This is a genomic window from Rhodoblastus acidophilus, from assembly GCF_900187365.1.
Classification (GTDB): domain Bacteria; phylum Pseudomonadota; class Alphaproteobacteria; order Rhizobiales; family Beijerinckiaceae; genus Rhodoblastus; species Rhodoblastus acidophilus.
Genome location: NZ_FYDG01000032.1, coordinates 1 through 15,467 on the forward strand (window position 1 = coordinate 1; position 15,467 = coordinate 15,467).

Below are 15,467 nucleotides of genomic sequence, written 5' to 3' on the forward strand. Positions count from 1 at the left end.
GCGTTGGCCTGGTGATAGACCTGGGCGAGCGGTTCGCGAGTGACTTCGGAAATGATCAGGACGTGCCGGCGGTTGAACGCCGGGTGAATGGCATACGGGCCTGGGGTGTGCTGCGCGATCATGGTCGTGCTCCATGAGGAAGGATTTGAGATTGGCGTGGGATGCGCGTCAGTATTCGCTGGCGAGCATGATCGTCATGACGCGCGTCGTCTGCGTCGGATCTGAAGGATCGTCGGAGCCGTATTCGCAGGCGCGGTCGTAATAATCGATTTTCCAGAACATTTTCTGGTCGCTGTATTCGAAACCGCCGAAGTTATGTTCCTGGTATGGATCGTTGTCTTCGGTGAAGGCGTCGAAGGTCATCACGCGATGCAAGATCGCGAGCTGCGTGCTCATGGGCATTGCCGCAATCCCGCGCGTCAGGCAGAACTTGCCGCGCGCGTGTGGCGCTTTGCGAAACGCGTCGTTCAGCTCACGCACGCGCGCGGTGTGGCTGGCCTCGTCCGTGGCTTGGTTCTGTCCGGACATCGGTGCGTCTCCCTTAGCCGTGGACGCGCCCCGCCTCGATCTCTTTGATCGAGGCGTAGAGCGCAGAAAGGTGAAGGGCGGCCGGAGAATGGGCGGCGGCGTGGACGTAGCGACGCCAATCCGTTCCATTCCATTGCGCCGGATTGACGCGCCCGCTGTTGCGGCCGGAGGCGGCGCGCTCGCAATCCATGATCAGATCGGTTGCGAGCTGGTCGGCCGTCCGTTTGCGCGCGGCGAGGCGCTGCTGAATTGGGTTGGCGTTCATCTCGAAGCCTCCTGCAATCGCGCGCTGACCCTGTTGGTGAAATTCACCATGGCGTCGACGGCCTGGTCGCTGTTTTCGGCCTCCGGAACGCCGGGAACGAGAAGGGTTTTGTTGTCGTGGCCAACCCGCGCCAGGGCGGAGACTTGGGATTTCAGGCGCTCCAGATCGGCATGTCGCGCGATGGGAAGCGCGCCGGCGGGGCATTTTTTGGCGAAGCCAATGACGCCGGTGCGATCGGCGTAAGCGATGAAAGACATGGATTTCTCCGTGCGGAAGCGCGCGCGGCATGGCCGGCGCGGCGATGGTGTCGGGAATGGGGTGATGTGGACCGGATCAATCAGCGTGGCGGCGGCGCCACGCTGTCGTCGGTCCTGGCTTCACGCCGCGGCGGCGTGGGGCTCGTCGTCTTCGCCGTTGGCGTGATCGTCGTCACTGGCGGAGGCGGGCTTTTCGGAGTCGTCCCCCGATGCGTCGGTCGGTTCGCCCTCGTCCGAGAACGTCTTGTCGCCCTCGTCATCCTGGTCCGCGACGGCGCAATACGCGTATCCGAAACAATATTTTGTGATGGTGATTGGGCAATATATCGACAGTTTTTCACCAGAGCAGAGCGACGCAGCGAACTTAAAACGGAATGGGGTGAGGCGCTATTTAGTTTTAAGAGACGACAGCATTAAAGCCATGTCTGGTCTTGCATTTTTTAGGAATTTATTTGGCGACGCACATTTATGGCGTGAACGTTACATAACGAATGTACTGTTTTGCTTATCCGATCAATTAAAGTCCGAAATTGACCATTTGGGTCTGCGTGTGCCGAAGCATTACACTATGAAGGAAAATTGAGCATGGGCGTTGGACCCCGTTTAGGGAACTTGAAACGACCCCTCGACAGATCACGGAAATCGGCTGACAGCTGAACACGCCCAAGCGGTCGGTGGACGAGGTGATCGGAAGCCTGCTCTTGGCGTGTGACATCACTTTCGCCAATGTGGTCACGAAGGTCCTAATTGAGCCGGACTCGACCGTAGCAGCTTGGCCGTGGCTTTTCTCCTGCCGCGCTCACGGCGCTCGGCCTTTTGCGGCGGATTGCGGACCTTTCCCGAAGCCGCTGGAAATGAACGAAATGGGCGGGAAACTGCCGTCGGTTGAACGACAAAATGACCTCCGAAAGCGGGCAATGCCACTATGCCCCGCCGCCCTTCGAACCATCCTGTCGGCTCGGTTGAGCTTTCCTTCATCGCCTCGGACCTAACCTTGGTAATGGGAAGATAGTTCGTCGTCGCCGGCTGTCAGTGCGGATGTCCGCCGTCAGCGTCGCGCCAGGCGCCAACGCCACGAGATCGGTGGACTGCGTGCATAAAAACATCGCACAAGCCGGCAGCGCTGCTCTCCTGCAAATCGGCCTGAAAGGATAAATCAATGGTTTGGGGAATGGCGCTGCCGGGCAATTTCGGCGACTTTTGGCCAGACGGCAATTATGTCGGATGGGATGAGGACCTGACCGCTTTTTTCAACAACGAAATGCCTGCGGACGAGAAGGCTCAATTCGACCATATATCTTCATACATATACTTTGTTTCACAGAAACTCAAAACCGAACCAGGCCGCAAGCCGAGCCCAGATTATCCCCCCGTTGGCTCGGTCGCGGCGCATGAGGCGCCCAAGCGGTTCAAGACCACCAAAAGCTATTCGTCGCTGGCTTCGTTCATTGAACTTACAAGTCGCATTGTTGCCGTAGACAATTCCTTGAAGGATCTTTTCGAGCGCGTCGAGCCGGGCGTACATCATTTTTTCCCGATTGAGATCGAGATGCCAAATAACGCCGTCTATCCAAAACAGTTTTTCGTGTTGGTAATAGGGCGGTATCTCGACAGCTTTTCACCTGACCAAAGCAATCCAGATTATTTAAAACCCAATGGGTTGAGGAATTATTTAGTTAAAAGGTGCGGCAACCAGGAGGCCATGTCTGGGCTTGCCTTTTTCAAACAAGAGTTTGGTGGCGCACATTTGTGGCGTGAAAGCTGCATCACGAATGAACTCTTTTGCTTGTCCGACCAATTAAAATCCGAAATTACCCGTTTGGGTCTGCGTTTGCCGAAGCATTACAGGATGAAGGAAATTTGAGCATGGTCGTCGGTCCCATTGAGAGAATTTGAAACAATCGCTCAAGAGATATCCCAGAAATCGGCTGACTGCTTAACATGCCCAAGCGGTCGGTGGACGAGGTTGCCTGAAGGCTGCTCTTGGCGCGTGACATCACGTTCGCCAATGTGGTCACGAAGGTCCCAATTGAGCCGGACTCCGTCTATCATAGAGTTGTAATCTAACTCGCTGCTCCTCAACATCTAGTAGGGCTGCGCCTTAAGCAAATAGGCTTGCATCGTTCTAGACCGCCTCTCGTCTGGTCGAGGCATTGCCCATTTCGGCGCCGCGCCGGAGCGCGACGACGCGGTCGGCGCGGTCAGCCTGGGCGAGGCGCCCGATCAGGGCGAGTTCGTCGTCGGAACAGGGGCCGGTGACTTCGAGATCGAGGAATGCGTCATTCTCGCCGATCTGCAGCGGCGTCGCGCGCAGGAACAGAATGCCAGAGCCGAGATTGCCGCAATAGAGCATGATCGGTCCCGCCGCATTCGGCGAGGACGGCGGCCTGCCGATCTGCTTGAAAGTCTCCGCGAAGGTCGTCGGATTGGGCGTCGTTTTCGCCTTCAGCGCGGCATGAACCGTCCAGGACGGGCGATAGGGATCTTCTTTGCCGAGTTGAATCTGGCGCAGGAGATCACAAAAATAGGCGTGATCGGGAGGGTAGGGACAGTCGCGCCAGATCCGTCGAATTTGCAGCCGGACCGACTCGGGGAAAGCGAACAATCGCGCGCGCGCCTCACGCCATTTCAAGGCGTGATAAGCGCGCTTGCTGTGTTCGACGCGGTCCCACGTGACGGCGCGCCGCGCCATTTCCTCGTCGGCGCTGTGTTGGTTTTCCGCGATTTCGCTCGCGTAGAGCGGCAGCGCTTCGCGTTCGAGGCGTTGCTTGCGGGCGAAGGCCGCGCGTTTGCGCGGGGTGTCTTCGTAGGGCGTCGGGCGGGGCCATCGGCGGAAACGCATCACGGAGTTCCTTCCAGCAGCGAGAACAGCGAAGGGGCGGGCGTCGAGGACGTTGGCGCGGGCTCGTAGCGCGCCTTCAGCCTGGCGAGCAGGGCGAGGTCGGCCGCGCGCTGTTCGACCGTCGTTTGCGATTGCAGCAGCGTGAGGATGTTGGCGCGCCGCAGACGCGCGATCACGGCGCGTTCGACGTCGCAATAGGTGGTGGTCGGGTCGCCAAAGCAGGGCCAGTTCACGCATTGTTCCAGGAACGCGATCTTGCCCCTGGCGCTCAGAAAGAACGTCTCGTAGAACCCGTTGTGGTCATAGTGGGCTATGTGCCCGAAGGTGTTGGACAGCGTGTTGTAAAAGGCATTGTGGAATTTCGTGCGGGGAAAATCCTGCGCGACGAATTTCATCAGAGCATTGGCGAATTCCGCCTTTTGCTCGGCGGAATCCCATTTGGTCGGCGTGAACTCGGCCGCTGTGAAGGCGGGCGTCGTCAGGGCGCGCGTCAAGGCTGCGGAAAACATCGCGGATCTCCTTGTTTTGAGTGGAGAGCGGGGGATCAGGCGGCGGCCGTCTCGACCGGCTCGGCTTCGCTGTTCGTCGTGGCCAGCGAAGCGTTGATCTCGGCGAGTTCGGCGCGCTTTTCGGCCAATTCGTCGTTGAACTGGAAGCGGGCGCCCAGGCGCGCCTCGAGCGAAGGAAGCCAGTTTTCGGCCTGGGCGATGGTGGCGTTCTCGTCCCGCAGATCGGTTTCAAACCGCGACAGCACATGCTCGAGGCGGGAGATGAGCCCGAGCGGCGTCAGGTCGCCGTCCGTCTCGATCGTCTCGTTCATTCCGGTGCGCGCGAGCACCAGGACGGGATAGCCGAACATACTCTTGATGAAGCGCAGGTCGAAGCCGCCGATGGCGCCAATCCGGTGCGGACTGAAGCTCTTGGTGGCGGCGCGGTTCTTGACCACATGCTTCAGCAGCAGCGCGCCGGCGTCCTTGCGGTCGGTGAACGACCGTTCGTCGATGGTCATCGCGAAGGCCTCGCCGCGGGTGGACCGGCGCTTGGCGATGTCGGTTTCGATCTGGGTGATGCGCAGGCGCGCGCGTTCGGCGTTGTTGCGCATCCGCTCGATTTTGCCGCGCAGCATAACCTGCTCGTCGAAATGGTTGTCGCGCAAGCGCTCGAGGCGGGCGATCTCCGCCTCGATCCCGGCCTTGCGCATCAGGCGCTCGTCGCCAGAGGCGATCGCCTTGGCGAGGCCGAACTGGTTGGCCTGGGCGCCGACGTCCTCGATCCGGCGGATCGAACGGTCGCCGGACATGGCCATTTCGATGAATCGGGCCTTGCGCTCGAGCGTTTGCCAGCCGGTGGCGTCGACGCTGCCCTTGGTCGCATAGGCGTAGAGTTCGATCTCCTCGTTTTGATTGCCCTGGCGCTCAATGCGGCCCTCGCGCTGCTCGACCTGAGAGGGCAGCCAGGGCACGTCGAGATGGTGGAGCGCGACGAGGCGTTGTTGCGCGTTGACGCCGGTGCCCATGGTTTCCGACGAGCCGATCAGAATGCGCTTCTTGCCGCCGTTCATATCGTTGAACAGGCGCTGCTTGGCCGCCGAGCGCTTGAAATCCTGCATGAAGGCGATTTCGGAGGCCGGAACGCCGCGCGCGATCAGGGCCTCCCTGATCCACAGATAGGCGGAGAACCCGCGCGAGTCCGCGACGGACGGCGTGCCGAGGTCGGAAAAGATCATCTGGGTGGCCCCGGGGGTCGGGTCGGTTGTTCCGTCTGGGCGGCGATAGCGCCGCTCCGACGTGTCGCGCCAGATGGCGAAAACCTTGTCGATCATCGTGTTGAGCTTGTTTTCCGGCTCGTTGGCGTGATCCGGGTCGGTGAAGCGCAGGTCGATCGCCGCGTGGCGGCCGTCGGTGATGACGGACAGCAGGATGTCGTCGCCCTTCTTCGGGCGTCCCTGGCGGTTCTCGATCGCCTTGATGCGCTGCGCCAGCACCTTCTGATAAGCCTTGAAGGCGGGCGTCGCCGGCGCGGTGATGATCTGGCGCTGGCCGGTGGCGATCCGCGGCAGCTTCAGGTTCTCGCGCAGGTCGGATTTGAGCACGACATCGGCGAAATCCCGGAACATCGAGATCAGCTCGGGCACGTTGACGAATTGCGCGAACCGGGTGACGGGCTTGTAGATGCCCGACGGCTGCAATTCGAGGTCGGTGGTGGTCTCGCCAAACGAGGCCGCCCAGGCGTCGAACTCCTGGATGCCGCGTTCTTCCAGCATGTCCGGCTGGAAGAACCGCTGGATCGTGTACATTTCGCCGAGCGTGTTGGTGATCGGTGTGCCCGAGGCGGCGATCAGCGCGCGTTCGCTGCGGCGGTTCAGCGCCAGGAAGCGGGTTTTCACATAGAGGTCCCAGGCGCGCTGCGAGCCGTCAGGATCGACGCCCTTCAGCGTGCTCTGGTTGGTGGTGAAGGTGAGCTTGCGGAACTCCTGCATTTCGTCAACGATGATCTGGTCGACGCCGATCTCGGCGATGGTCAGCATGTCGTCCTTGCGGCTCTGCAGCGCTTCGAGCTTGGCCTCGATGCCCTCCTTCATGCGCTCCAGGCGCTTGATCGAGACGCGGTCCTCCTTGTCGATGCGGCTCATCAACTCGGCGTAGGAGGCGAGTTGGTCGGCGATCAGGCCCTCCTCGAACTTCGCCGGGGTGGCGATGAACTTGAACGCCGAATGGGTGATGATGATGCAGTCCCAATTGGCCGTGGCGGCGCGGGCGAGGAAGCGCTGGCGCTTGTCCTTGGCGAAATTGGTCTCATCAGCGACCAGAATGCGGGCGGTCGGGTAGAGCTGCAGGAACTCGCGCGCGGCCTGGGCGAGGCAATGGCCGGGCACGGTCATCATCGGCTTGGTGATCAGGCCCAGCCGCTTCTGCTCCATCACCGCCGCCGCGAGCGTAAAAGTTTTGCCGGCGCCGACGGCGTGGGCGACATAGGTCGAGCCGGCGGCCAGAATGCGCCAGATCGCGCGTTTCTGGTGGGAATAGAACTTGATGACGCTGGAGGCGCCGGGGATTGTTCGCCTCGAAAACGGCGCGCGACCAGCCAAATCCGGGGTCTTCAAGCTTTTCGTTGCGCGGCGGGACAGATGGAACGCGGGCGCAATCGTGGTTGGCTTCGGTGTTCAACATCTCAGGATTTCCTTTTATCTCTGTAAGATAAATCCTGAGCCCGCCGGCGGCGGCGGTCGGGGCAAGGGCGCGTCAGCGCTCGGCCCGACCCTTGCGGCGACCGCCGCCCGTCGGCGAATAGTCTCTTCTCTCTTCCTTCTTTTGTTTCCCTAGCCGTACATTTCCGCCTGTTGGCCGCGCCGCGGCTACGTGATCCGCCGGTGTCGACGCGGCAACGATCACTGCGCGCCAATCCGCTTAACCCCGCCCCGTCACATATCGATGATTCAGCTGGAAAGGACGGCATCCGGCTCGGAGGGGACGTAGCCGCCGTCGCGGCGAACGTCTCGCTTGCGGGCCAATCCTGACGTTCGGCCATTGTCGCCACAATTCCGGGCGCCGCAGCCGCGTGTTTCCTTTTGGGGAATTCGTATCATGTCATCGTAATTCCTCATGGACCCGCCGAGGGAGACAGGGGATTACGGGCTGCTGCTCAGGCCCAATTGAGCCATGTCCACTGCGTGGACTTAGCCATGTGCTATTGGACGGCTGATTGTCAGACTTGGATTTCAGCCATGATAAAGAGCGCTCTGATCGTTTCCGCCACCATGTTGTTCAGCATGACCGCCCTGGCCGGCGACGGCCCGAAGAAGACGCCAGCCGAGATGGAGCAGTGGTGTCTCGGCACGAAGATGGGCGTCAAGGACCTTCCTAACGACCCTGAAAGCCAGAATGCGCGGCGCGAGTATTGCAAGAGCGTACGGCAATTCAGCGAGCAGGAGTGGATGCGCGCTTATGGACGCCTGCCGTAGTCGGGTGGTGGGAGCAGCCGAAGCCGCCCCCGATGTGCTGATTAGCTCCCGGTGACCACTGGCTCGGATGCCACGACCGGCATGAAGTTGAGGAAGATAAAAACTTCGACCGACACATGCGAGAGATGGACCGCCAACGCCAACGCGGCGCCGCCAGTCAGACCTTTCATCCACCGCGCGAAGCGAATCGGATTCGGGCCATGGGACGGTTCCGGGATACTCTTTTTGCTCAAAGTCAACTCCATTTGTGTGTTGTCACTTTGGCAACGGCGGTGTAGCGTCCCTGTGTGTGAATAGGGGTGAGCGTCACGCGTTCCTCCGTCAACAAAGTTGCCTCGTCATGGACCGCTGCGGGAGGAGAGCCCGTGCGAATCCATGACGTTGAGCAACCTAGCGTTTATCGAGGCGCAAAGGAAATTGGCGCTTTCGGCCTTTTCCCCGGATCTGTGGACACTTCCGCGCAAGTCGTTGTTTCGGCTTGGAAATAGGCACATTTCCACACCTGTGAATATCGGGGATATCAACTAGCCGAAGTGCGGATTGACTCGGCCCACACCCCAAAAATCCCCTTTTCGGGTCCGAATCGCGCGAATCGACGTCGAGCCGATTTTGCTTGAAACGCGCCGTAATTACGGTGGTAATTACGGTGACATGATACGATTTCCCCATTGCGTATCGCGGATGCGCCCGCTTTCAAGCGTTGACTTGCTGTTCCCGCTACGCCCGCTCCCCGCCGACTAGGATCGTCGAGGATTGAGCCCTGCGGAGCTATGCCCACGGCCAAGCTGCTACGGACGAGTCCGGCTCATTGCCGTCCTACAGCGTAAATGTCTCACGGGCGGGAACCGCATACCAAGCGGACGCTCCGATCGAAGCAGATTGCCGGGCGAAACTGCGTAGCACTGAGAAACGGGCAGTGGTGACCGCTCTGAATGTCCGCCGGCCTGACTCAAGCCACCACGTGTTTTCGCGAAAAGCCGGGCAAAGAAAGTTGCCGTGCGTATTCCGTGCCTAACTCAGCCCGTCGTTCCGGAGTGCAAACGTGTCGCCGAAGCCGTTCGGCGCATTCAAACTTTGCGATCAGCGGCCACGTATAGACGGTGCGGTCTAACTTCGCAATTTCTTGGAAATTGTGATCGGTGAGGTTTTCGTCAATGAACGCGTGGAGCAAAGGCCCTGGTTCTAGGTCCCACAATATGATTCGTCTCACCGCTCGCAATAGATTTCCGTTAACGGAGGGCGTGGGACGCAGGCAAACCTCAATCGTTTTTCCCTTGATTCGTTCAAGGTAATCATCACAACAGACGATATGTCGGCGTTTTAGGTCATATATAACGGAATCCCAATCAAAGAACGTGCAGTGGGTTACGTCCTCAATTTTATCGAGGCTGGCATGCCCCTCAGTGTATGCCCACGTCGTGCGAAGGGCCCAAAAATCTATTTTCCACCGGCTTGTCTTATAGCAATAGCCTCCGAACCGGTTTGGTGTTGCGTTCAAATCTATCGCAAGCTTTTTGACATCCTCGACGGGAGCGTCCACCACCAGATCCACGTCAGACTTGAAGCCACGCTTGCCGGCGCGCGCCAAATCGCGAACCATGCCGCCGATGATGGCGACACGGTCAAACGGCAAGAAGTGCTCCTTGAGGATGGCTCTCAAAGCCGAGACAGGAGCAGACTTGTCCCGCCACAGGTAGTCATCCACTCGCCTTTTCAGAATGTCCTCATTTGCGGCTATGGACAATCCGGAACCTCGTTGACTTCCCGCCAGAGTTTGATGGCGAACGTGTCCGTCATCCCCGACACCATATCTGTTAGAAGTCGCAGTTCACGATAGCGGACTCCGCCTTCGCCCCCGGTCACCGCGCAATTGTCCACAGCATTTTCGACGTAATTAGGACTGATGAGCGAATATCCGAACTTCGCCTTCGCATTGCGACGCCGCGAGGCGAGATTATTGAAATCTGACCGATCTGAAATCGCCGCCCAGAAAAACGACATCAAGCCATCGATTGCAGCTGCGCCGATAGCTTCCATGCGCAATACGCTGGAATTGGAAAATGCATATTGATTTGCAACGCCTTTCAAAACGTTGCAAAGGACACTTTCCTCCATGAGCGGAGTTTCGTGCGTGAATGCCATAATGGCCGCGGCCTGATCAAGGAAGCTCGCGCTGGCTGTTGTGATCAAAGCCTCTATGAGATGAGCGCGGACATAACCAATCTTGACGTCGCGCGCCACTTCCGCGCGACGCTTTTGCGCATGCACCGCGTCAAACGAGCGGTGAATTCGCGTGACGACATCGGAATCCTTCAGATCATTATGGCTAGCGAGAATGGCGAACACGTCGTCAGGCGAAATTATGCCTTTTTTCATGACGTCATCGACGTCGAGGACGCTATAGGCGATGTCGTCGCATGCCTCCATGATCCAGGTTAGCGGATGTCGCTGGCCCTCGCAAAGACCCGTCTCCTCCCGTATCCATTGAACGATGTCCACCTCGGAGTGGAAGTAACCCAACTTTTTCAGTGCGGGTTTGTCACGGCGCCGGTTCTCGGCGGAAACTGGGTATTTAAGGGAGGCCGCGAGCGTCGCCGCCGTCAGATCAATTCCTGCGTACGCGACGTGTGTTTGCAACTTGGTTATTAGCCGAAGGCTTTGCGGGTTTCCGTCAAAATTGGTAAATTCCTGCCGCAGGTGTTCGGGGACGGAGATCGGTAACTCTTTCCCGTTTTTGTCATACATTGAGAAGATCCAATCTTTCCGGTGCTCGAACCACCGCGATATTGCAACCTCTCCTTGATGCCCGAACGGTGGATTACCCAAATCGTGGGCAAGCCCGATCGCCTGGAGGATCGGTTGCACAGTAAGATGGAGATCTGCATCGCCAAAAATGCCGGGTCGTTTGGTCGCAATGCGAGAACCGATGGAACGAGCGAGATTAGCCACTTCGTGCGAATGGGTCAGGCGAGTTCGCACGCCGTCGTTTTCATCCATCGGCCAAACCTGCGTCTTGTCAGAAAGACGGCGGACCGGCGTTGAAAAAAGCAGGCGATCATAGTCCTGCTGAAAACGAGACCGCCAGCTCTGCGGGTCTGATTCCTCGTTTGGAGCGGCACCGGAGGCCGTTGCAGAGGTCAATGTTGCCGAGCGCTTTTGAACAAATCTCTTGTCCGACCAAATACCAGCCAACTCAAAATCCTATCAGTTTGCATTCCTGACGTTATCGTACCCTGAAACGTGACAACAAGGGAAACGCGGAAACGCTTTCCCTCGAAATTCTATCCCATCCATGCCGCGTCTGGCTTGCTCGCGCTCGCGCGAAGTCATGGTCTGCAAGGCCGGGTACGATGGAGGGGGCCCACCTCGGATGATGCGGCGGAACTCCAACGGTACGCCAAGCAGGGGCGCTTTGTCCGCCAACCAGACCGTCGACTGAGGAAGTCTTCCCGCCGACCGGGGCCGCAGAGCCTTGAGCCTTGCGGAACTAAGGCTAACGCCAAGCTACTACGGTCGAGTCCGACTCGAAGCCGATGGTACTGACCGGGCCGGCGAATGTCTGGTCCGCGGCCGCCAGCCCTATGGCCATATCTCCCGTTTCGGAGTCCGTTACGAAATCTTGACCTAAGGTCTTGCGATTCAGCGAATGACGGCCTGATACCAGAGGCTCTGGTGGCGGACTCACCGCCGTTTTTGACCGCAGATCTCTGATTCCTTGGCGAGAAAGGATCTCGCCATGCCAGCAGCGCTTGCGTTGAGAAGCGATTATTCGGCCGACGATCTGCGCGGCCTCGCCCAGTCATCACAGGACGCCCATCAGGTTCGTTGCCTGCTCGCGCTGGCTGCGGTTATGGACGGCATGAACCGCGGCGCGGCCGCCCGCATCGGCGGCATGGACCGGCAAACATTGCGCGATTGGGTGTTGCGCTTCAACAAGGCCGGTCCTGACGGTCTTGTGGACGCCTGGGGCGAAGGCCCCAAGCCGCGCCTGTCGCCAACGCAAATGGCCGAATTGGCCATGATCGTCGAGAAAGGCCCGGGCCGCGCCCTCGACGGCGTCGTGCGCTGGCGCCGCGTCGATCTCAAACGCGTCATCGCCGATCGCTACGGGGTCAGCTTCCATGAGCGCTATGTCGGCACGCTGTTGAAGCGGCTCGGCTTCTCGCACATCAGCGCGCGCCCGCGCCATCCCGCTCAAGACGCCGAGATCGTCGCGGCGTTCAAAAAAATTTCCCGAGCGCGTTGAGCGCCCATCTGGCGCATCTGCCCAAAGACAAGAAGATCGAAATCTGGTTTTCCGACGAGGCGCGCATCGGCCAAAAGAACGGGCTGGTGCGGCAAGGGAGCCGGGCTCGCCATGCCATTGGCCGACACGCATGCCATGCAATTGCATCTGAAGGAAATTGCACGTCATGTCGCGCGCGGCGCCCACGCCATTCTGTTGCTTGATCGCGCACCTTGGCACGTCACGGGAAAGCTCAAAGTCCCGAAAAACATCACGCCGATCTTCCTGCCCTCCCGATCGCCCGAACTTAATCCGGTGGAGCAGATTTGGGCGTTCATGCGCGCCAACTGGCTTTCCAATCGCGTGTTTGACACCTACGACGCGATCATCGACGCCGCTTGCGAAGCTTGGAACAAGCTCGTGGCTGCGCCGGAAACCATCACTTCAATCGCCATGCGCAAGTGGGCTCACGTCGGTCGAACCCTATGACCTCTGGTATGAGGCTGAGAGTGGGTCGCGAACGCCTTGATCTCGGCAAAAATCTACAACCTCCCCCAAGGAACAAATGGTTATGTTGAAGCTGAAGGAGCGATCGGCTAATGTCCCCTACCTACTATGGCTTGGGCTAAGCTGTGAAAAAAGAAACCGCAGACTTATGGGATCGTCGATACTTCGGCCTCGCCAAACAAATATCGAGGTGGTCGAAAGACCCCAAGGCGAAGGTTGGAGCGGTCCTGCTGGATAGGCGCGGATGGCCTATTGCGCTTGGATATAACGGATTTCCAGCAGGCATTGAAGACGATATTGAAAAGCTAGAAGATGGTAAATTGAAAAATCAGATGGTGGTCCATGCGGAGCAAAATGCATTGCTTTGCTCTGGTACGCGAGCGCGCGCTGGGACCATCTATGTTTTCGGAAAGCCCGTATGCCCAAGGTGTGCCGTACTGCTAATACAAGCTGGAGTTAAGCGCGTCGTTGGCATCCAACCCGATCCTGTTGCCAATCCAGATTCTGACACTCACACACAAGGGATCGTCTCTATTGATATGTTCCGCGAAGCAAATATTGAATTCGTAGCATTAGACCCTGCGATGCTCATTCGAAAAAAAAACGTTCTTAAATAGATCCCGATCGGCGACCCACCTTTAGGATTTGGCACGCCGCCAATAGCGGTAAGGCGCTCATACGGAATTATTATAGGAGTTAAATACGATGTGGGCAGAAGTCAATTTCGGAAAGTGGACAGGCAAGGGAAAAACCCTACCCCAGGTATTGGTCGCCGATCCCGATTGGTTCTTCTGGGCAGTATCCGAAGGCGCATTTAAGGGCGCTCTTGCGATACAGGCCGAGACTCTTGCGCGTCGAGCAAAAGGGATCAAACTGCCCGCTAAGATCGCCCACACCCACTGTGTCCAGCATTGGATCACCCCCGATGGCAAGTATGCTCGCTTCGACCTGATAGATCAGGACCAAGGTTCGCATCACGGGTCGAGCACTGAGATCCGCCGTAACACGTTGGACCTTGAGTTCCCTCGTCATATAGCCCCATATGACAAGCTAGGCTGTAGGCAAATGATGAATAGCTTCAAGTCGTACTGGTTTGACGGGAAGGCATTCACCAAGAATAAGGTCGAAACCTTTTTCGACGATCCAACTAATTTTGTAAATCCATGACGATGGCCGGAGCCGCTCATTAAAAATGACCTTGGGCTACTCCAATCGAAGTACAGGATCAAGCAGGACTGTGCGGAGAATTCATCGGTCTTCACAAACGTCTCCAATTGAGCAACAAACCGCCTTCTCTCAGCGACGCCCGCGCCGTCCGCTTTCCGCCGGGAAGAGCCGAACGCCTTGAACGCAGCAGAAGTAAAGCCACGTCCACGCTGCCGCCGGCGCCACGGACGCGTCGCCGTCAAAGCCCGGCCGCTTCCGGGTCGGACTTCAAGTCGTCGCGGCCGAGGTAGGAAATGGCGAGTTCGCGAAAGATGTAGTCGATGACCGAAGTGGCGCTGGCGATGGCGTCATTGCCTTCGACGAAGCCAGCCGGCTCAAAGCGCACGCCCACGAAAGCGTCAACGTATTCCTCAAGCGGCACGCCATATTGCAGGCCGATCGACACAGCGATGGCGAAGTTGTTCATCAGCTCGCGAAACGCGGAGCCTTCCTTGTGCATGTCGATGAAGATTTCGCCCAGGCGCCCATCGGGATATGCGCCAGCTTGGAGATAGAGCTTGTGACCGCCGATCCGGGCCTTTTGGATATAGTGACGACGGCGTGTGGGCAGGCTCTCGCGCAGGATCAGGCGCTCAATTTGGCGCGGCGTCGCGTCATCAGCGGACATGACAGCGACTTCGTGGATTTGCGGCGATCGTTCCATTGCTGGCTCCTGTTCGCTCGGACTTAAAAGCTGCGCATACGGGCGCGGAGGTCGCGCAGCGCCTGCGCCCTTTGCGGCGACAGTTGCGGCCGTCCCTGTCGATCGGACGCATGCTTTGCCCGCTCCTTGGCGTGGTCGGGGATCTCCGCGATGAAGATCGACGGCTCGCTCGGGCCGCGTCGGAATTGCGCCGAGGAAATCGTCACATGGCGCTTCCCTCGCGTGAGCGCGACATAGGCGAGACGGCGTTCCTCGTCGGCGTCGCCATAGGTCGAGGGAATGATTCCGTTCTCGAACGCCGGCAGGAACACCTGGTCGAATTCCAGGCCCTTGGCCCGGTGCATGGTCATCAGCCGCACGGCGGGCGTCGCGCCCTCGCTGGCGCGATTGGTGGCGAGCGCCGCATGGTCGAGCAGCTCGCGCGCGGAATGGAAGCTGGAGGCCAGCGACACCAGCTCTTCCAGGTTCTCCAGCCGGCCGGCGGCGTCCTCGGCCTTGCTGGCGCGGAGCAATTGCCGATAGCGGGCTTCCCCTTCGACGAAGGACGAGCGTGTCAGCATGGCGACCAGGCGCCAATCCGGCAGCGCCAACGCGCGGGCGATGAAGGCGGCGGCCGCGGTGAACGGCGGGTTCGAGATGACAATTTCGGCGCTCGCCGCCGGCGTATCGCCAGGGGCGAGAAAGTCCGCCACGAAATCCTGCGGGTCGATCGTCTCGGGATCGGCGCGATAGTCGAAAATGTCGGCAGTCGTGACCGCAGGCCAATATTCCTTCAAGGTCCGGCTCATATAACCGCGATTGGACGCCGGCTCGGAAACGCGGCCTTGGGGAACGCCGATGTCGGTTTGCGCCAGGACTTCTTCGACCAAGGCGCGCGCGCCCCAGCAGGGTGTGGGGAAGTCATCGAGGGAGGCGCAAGGCTCAACGCGCTGAGCCCGAACCGCGTGGCTGGACATTTTCATCGTCGCCCCTTTGGCGAGAATTTCTCATTACAAATCAGCCAGTCATACGC

Annotated in this window: 14 protein-coding genes and 3 pseudogenes; 6 read left to right on the forward strand and 11 right to left on the reverse strand. The window is 59.0% G+C overall.

What is annotated here, in order from left to right:
• Positions 1 to 168: 168 nt before the first annotated feature.
• Genes CFB24_RS21045 through CFB24_RS21055 form a run of 3 tightly spaced genes read right to left on the reverse strand, consistent with a single transcriptional unit; the run spans position 169 to position 1,050 of the window.
• The gene (locus CFB24_RS21045; RefSeq protein ID WP_088522582.1) at positions 169 to 528 is read right to left on the reverse strand and encodes a DUF3768 domain-containing protein; all 360 of its coding nucleotides are present in this window, start codon (positions 526 to 528) and stop codon (positions 169 to 171) included.
• A 13-nt stretch (positions 529 to 541) separates the two neighbouring features.
• Complete coding sequence (locus CFB24_RS21050) at positions 542 to 793, reverse strand: hypothetical protein (RefSeq protein WP_088522583.1); 252 nt, start codon at positions 791 to 793, stop codon at positions 542 to 544.
• Positions 790 to 1,050, reverse strand: a complete 261-nt coding sequence (locus CFB24_RS21055) for a hypothetical protein (RefSeq protein WP_088522584.1) — start codon at positions 1,048 to 1,050, stop codon at positions 790 to 792. Before CFB24_RS21055 ends, CFB24_RS21050 begins: the two co-directional genes overlap by 4 nt.
• Before the next feature lie 1,159 nt (positions 1,051 to 2,209).
• Here CFB24_RS21055 and CFB24_RS21060 point away from each other — a divergent pair.
• Entirely contained in the window at positions 2,210 to 2,914 is a 705-nt protein-coding gene (locus CFB24_RS21060; protein ID WP_141098549.1) for an imm11 family protein, read from the forward strand.
• 261 nt (positions 2,915 to 3,175) lie between these two features.
• Here the strand turns inward: CFB24_RS21060 and CFB24_RS21065 are convergent, their stop codons facing one another.
• The 3 genes and pseudogenes from CFB24_RS21065 to CFB24_RS21075 form a co-directional block, all read right to left on the reverse strand.
• Positions 3,176 to 3,892, reverse strand: a complete 717-nt coding sequence (locus CFB24_RS21065) for a hypothetical protein (protein ID WP_088522586.1) — start codon at positions 3,890 to 3,892, stop codon at positions 3,176 to 3,178.
• A complete protein-coding gene (locus CFB24_RS21070; RefSeq protein WP_088522587.1) occupies positions 3,892 to 4,401 on the reverse strand; it encodes a hypothetical protein in 510 nt (169 codons plus the stop codon). Before CFB24_RS21070 ends, CFB24_RS21065 begins: the two co-directional genes overlap by 1 nt.
• A gap of 35 nt (positions 4,402 to 4,436) precedes the next feature.
• Positions 4,437 to 6,959, reverse strand: a pseudogene (locus tag CFB24_RS21075) (lactate dehydrogenase); the annotation flags it as partial.
• Between the two features lie 657 nt (positions 6,960 to 7,616).
• Here CFB24_RS21075 and CFB24_RS21080 point away from each other — a divergent pair.
• Complete coding sequence (locus CFB24_RS21080; RefSeq protein ID WP_088522589.1) at positions 7,617 to 7,853, forward strand: hypothetical protein; 237 nt, start codon at positions 7,617 to 7,619, stop codon at positions 7,851 to 7,853.
• A gap of 41 nt (positions 7,854 to 7,894) precedes the next feature.
• Here CFB24_RS21080 and CFB24_RS22820 read toward each other — a convergent pair whose 3' ends face one another.
• From CFB24_RS22820 to CFB24_RS21090, 3 genes are all read right to left on the reverse strand, one after another.
• Positions 7,895 to 8,086, reverse strand: coding sequence for a hypothetical protein (locus tag CFB24_RS22820; RefSeq protein WP_141098550.1), 192 nt, complete (start codon positions 8,084 to 8,086; stop codon positions 7,895 to 7,897).
• A 716-nt stretch (positions 8,087 to 8,802) separates the two neighbouring features.
• Positions 8,803 to 9,558 (reverse strand): hypothetical protein, encoded by a 756-nt coding sequence (locus tag CFB24_RS21085; protein WP_111390761.1) that lies wholly within the window; start codon positions 9,556 to 9,558, stop codon positions 8,803 to 8,805.
• 29 nt (positions 9,559 to 9,587) lie between these two features.
• The gene (locus CFB24_RS21090) at positions 9,588 to 11,045 is read right to left on the reverse strand and encodes a deoxyguanosinetriphosphate triphosphohydrolase family protein (RefSeq protein WP_088522591.1); all 1,458 of its coding nucleotides are present in this window, start codon (positions 11,043 to 11,045) and stop codon (positions 9,588 to 9,590) included.
• Positions 11,046 to 11,589: 544 nt separating this feature from the next.
• Between CFB24_RS21090 and CFB24_RS21095 the strand changes: the two are divergent.
• The 3 genes and pseudogenes from CFB24_RS21095 to CFB24_RS22825 all read left to right on the forward strand — a co-directional run bounded on the left by CFB24_RS21095 (position 11,590) and on the right by CFB24_RS22825 (position 13,752).
• A pseudogene (locus tag CFB24_RS21095) lies at positions 11,590 to 12,567 on the forward strand (winged helix-turn-helix domain-containing protein).
• 143 nt (positions 12,568 to 12,710) lie between these two features.
• Entirely contained in the window at positions 12,711 to 13,202 is a 492-nt protein-coding gene (locus CFB24_RS21100; RefSeq protein ID WP_088522592.1) for a deoxycytidylate deaminase, read from the forward strand.
• An 88-nt stretch (positions 13,203 to 13,290) separates the two neighbouring features.
• Positions 13,291 to 13,752, forward strand: coding sequence for a hypothetical protein (locus CFB24_RS22825; RefSeq protein WP_141098551.1), 462 nt, complete (start codon positions 13,291 to 13,293; stop codon positions 13,750 to 13,752).
• A gap of 244 nt (positions 13,753 to 13,996) precedes the next feature.
• Here the strand turns inward: CFB24_RS22825 and CFB24_RS21110 are convergent.
• Positions 13,997 to 14,386: pseudogene (locus CFB24_RS21110) on the reverse strand (TSCPD domain-containing protein); the annotation flags it as partial.
• Positions 14,387 to 14,478: 92 nt separating this feature from the next.
• A complete protein-coding gene (locus CFB24_RS21115) occupies positions 14,479 to 15,243 on the reverse strand; it encodes a 3'-5' exonuclease (protein ID WP_245295406.1) in 765 nt (254 codons plus the stop codon).
• A 36-nt stretch (positions 15,244 to 15,279) separates the two neighbouring features.
• Here CFB24_RS21115 and CFB24_RS23790 point away from each other — a divergent pair.
• A partial coding sequence (locus tag CFB24_RS23790) for a hypothetical protein (protein WP_245295407.1) occupies positions 15,280 to 15,467 on the forward strand: 188 nt, incomplete at its 3' end.

Coding starts and splice junctions, on each gene's coding strand:
- CFB24_RS21065 (WP_088522586.1), bottom strand. CDS start 3,892: ATGCGTTTCCGCCGATGGCCCCGCCCGACGCCCTACGAAGACACCCCG.
- CFB24_RS22825 (WP_141098551.1), top strand. CDS start 13,291: ATGTGGGCAGAAGTCAATTTCGGAAAGTGGACAGGCAAGGGAAAAACC.
- CFB24_RS21055 (WP_088522584.1), bottom strand. CDS start 1,050: ATGTCTTTCATCGCTTACGCCGATCGCACCGGCGTCATTGGCTTCGCC.
- CFB24_RS21050 (WP_088522583.1), bottom strand. CDS start 793: ATGAACGCCAACCCAATTCAGCAGCGCCTCGCCGCGCGCAAACGGACG.
- CFB24_RS21080 (WP_088522589.1), top strand. CDS start 7,617: ATGATAAAGAGCGCTCTGATCGTTTCCGCCACCATGTTGTTCAGCATG.
- CFB24_RS21115 (WP_245295406.1), bottom strand. CDS start 15,243: ATGAGCCGGACCTTGAAGGAATATTGGCCTGCGGTCACGACTGCCGAC.
- CFB24_RS21045 (WP_088522582.1), bottom strand. CDS start 528: ATGTCCGGACAGAACCAAGCCACGGACGAGGCCAGCCACACCGCGCGC.
- CFB24_RS21070 (WP_088522587.1), bottom strand. CDS start 4,401: ATGTTTTCCGCAGCCTTGACGCGCGCCCTGACGACGCCCGCCTTCACA.
- CFB24_RS21060 (WP_141098549.1), top strand. CDS start 2,210: ATGGTTTGGGGAATGGCGCTGCCGGGCAATTTCGGCGACTTTTGGCCA.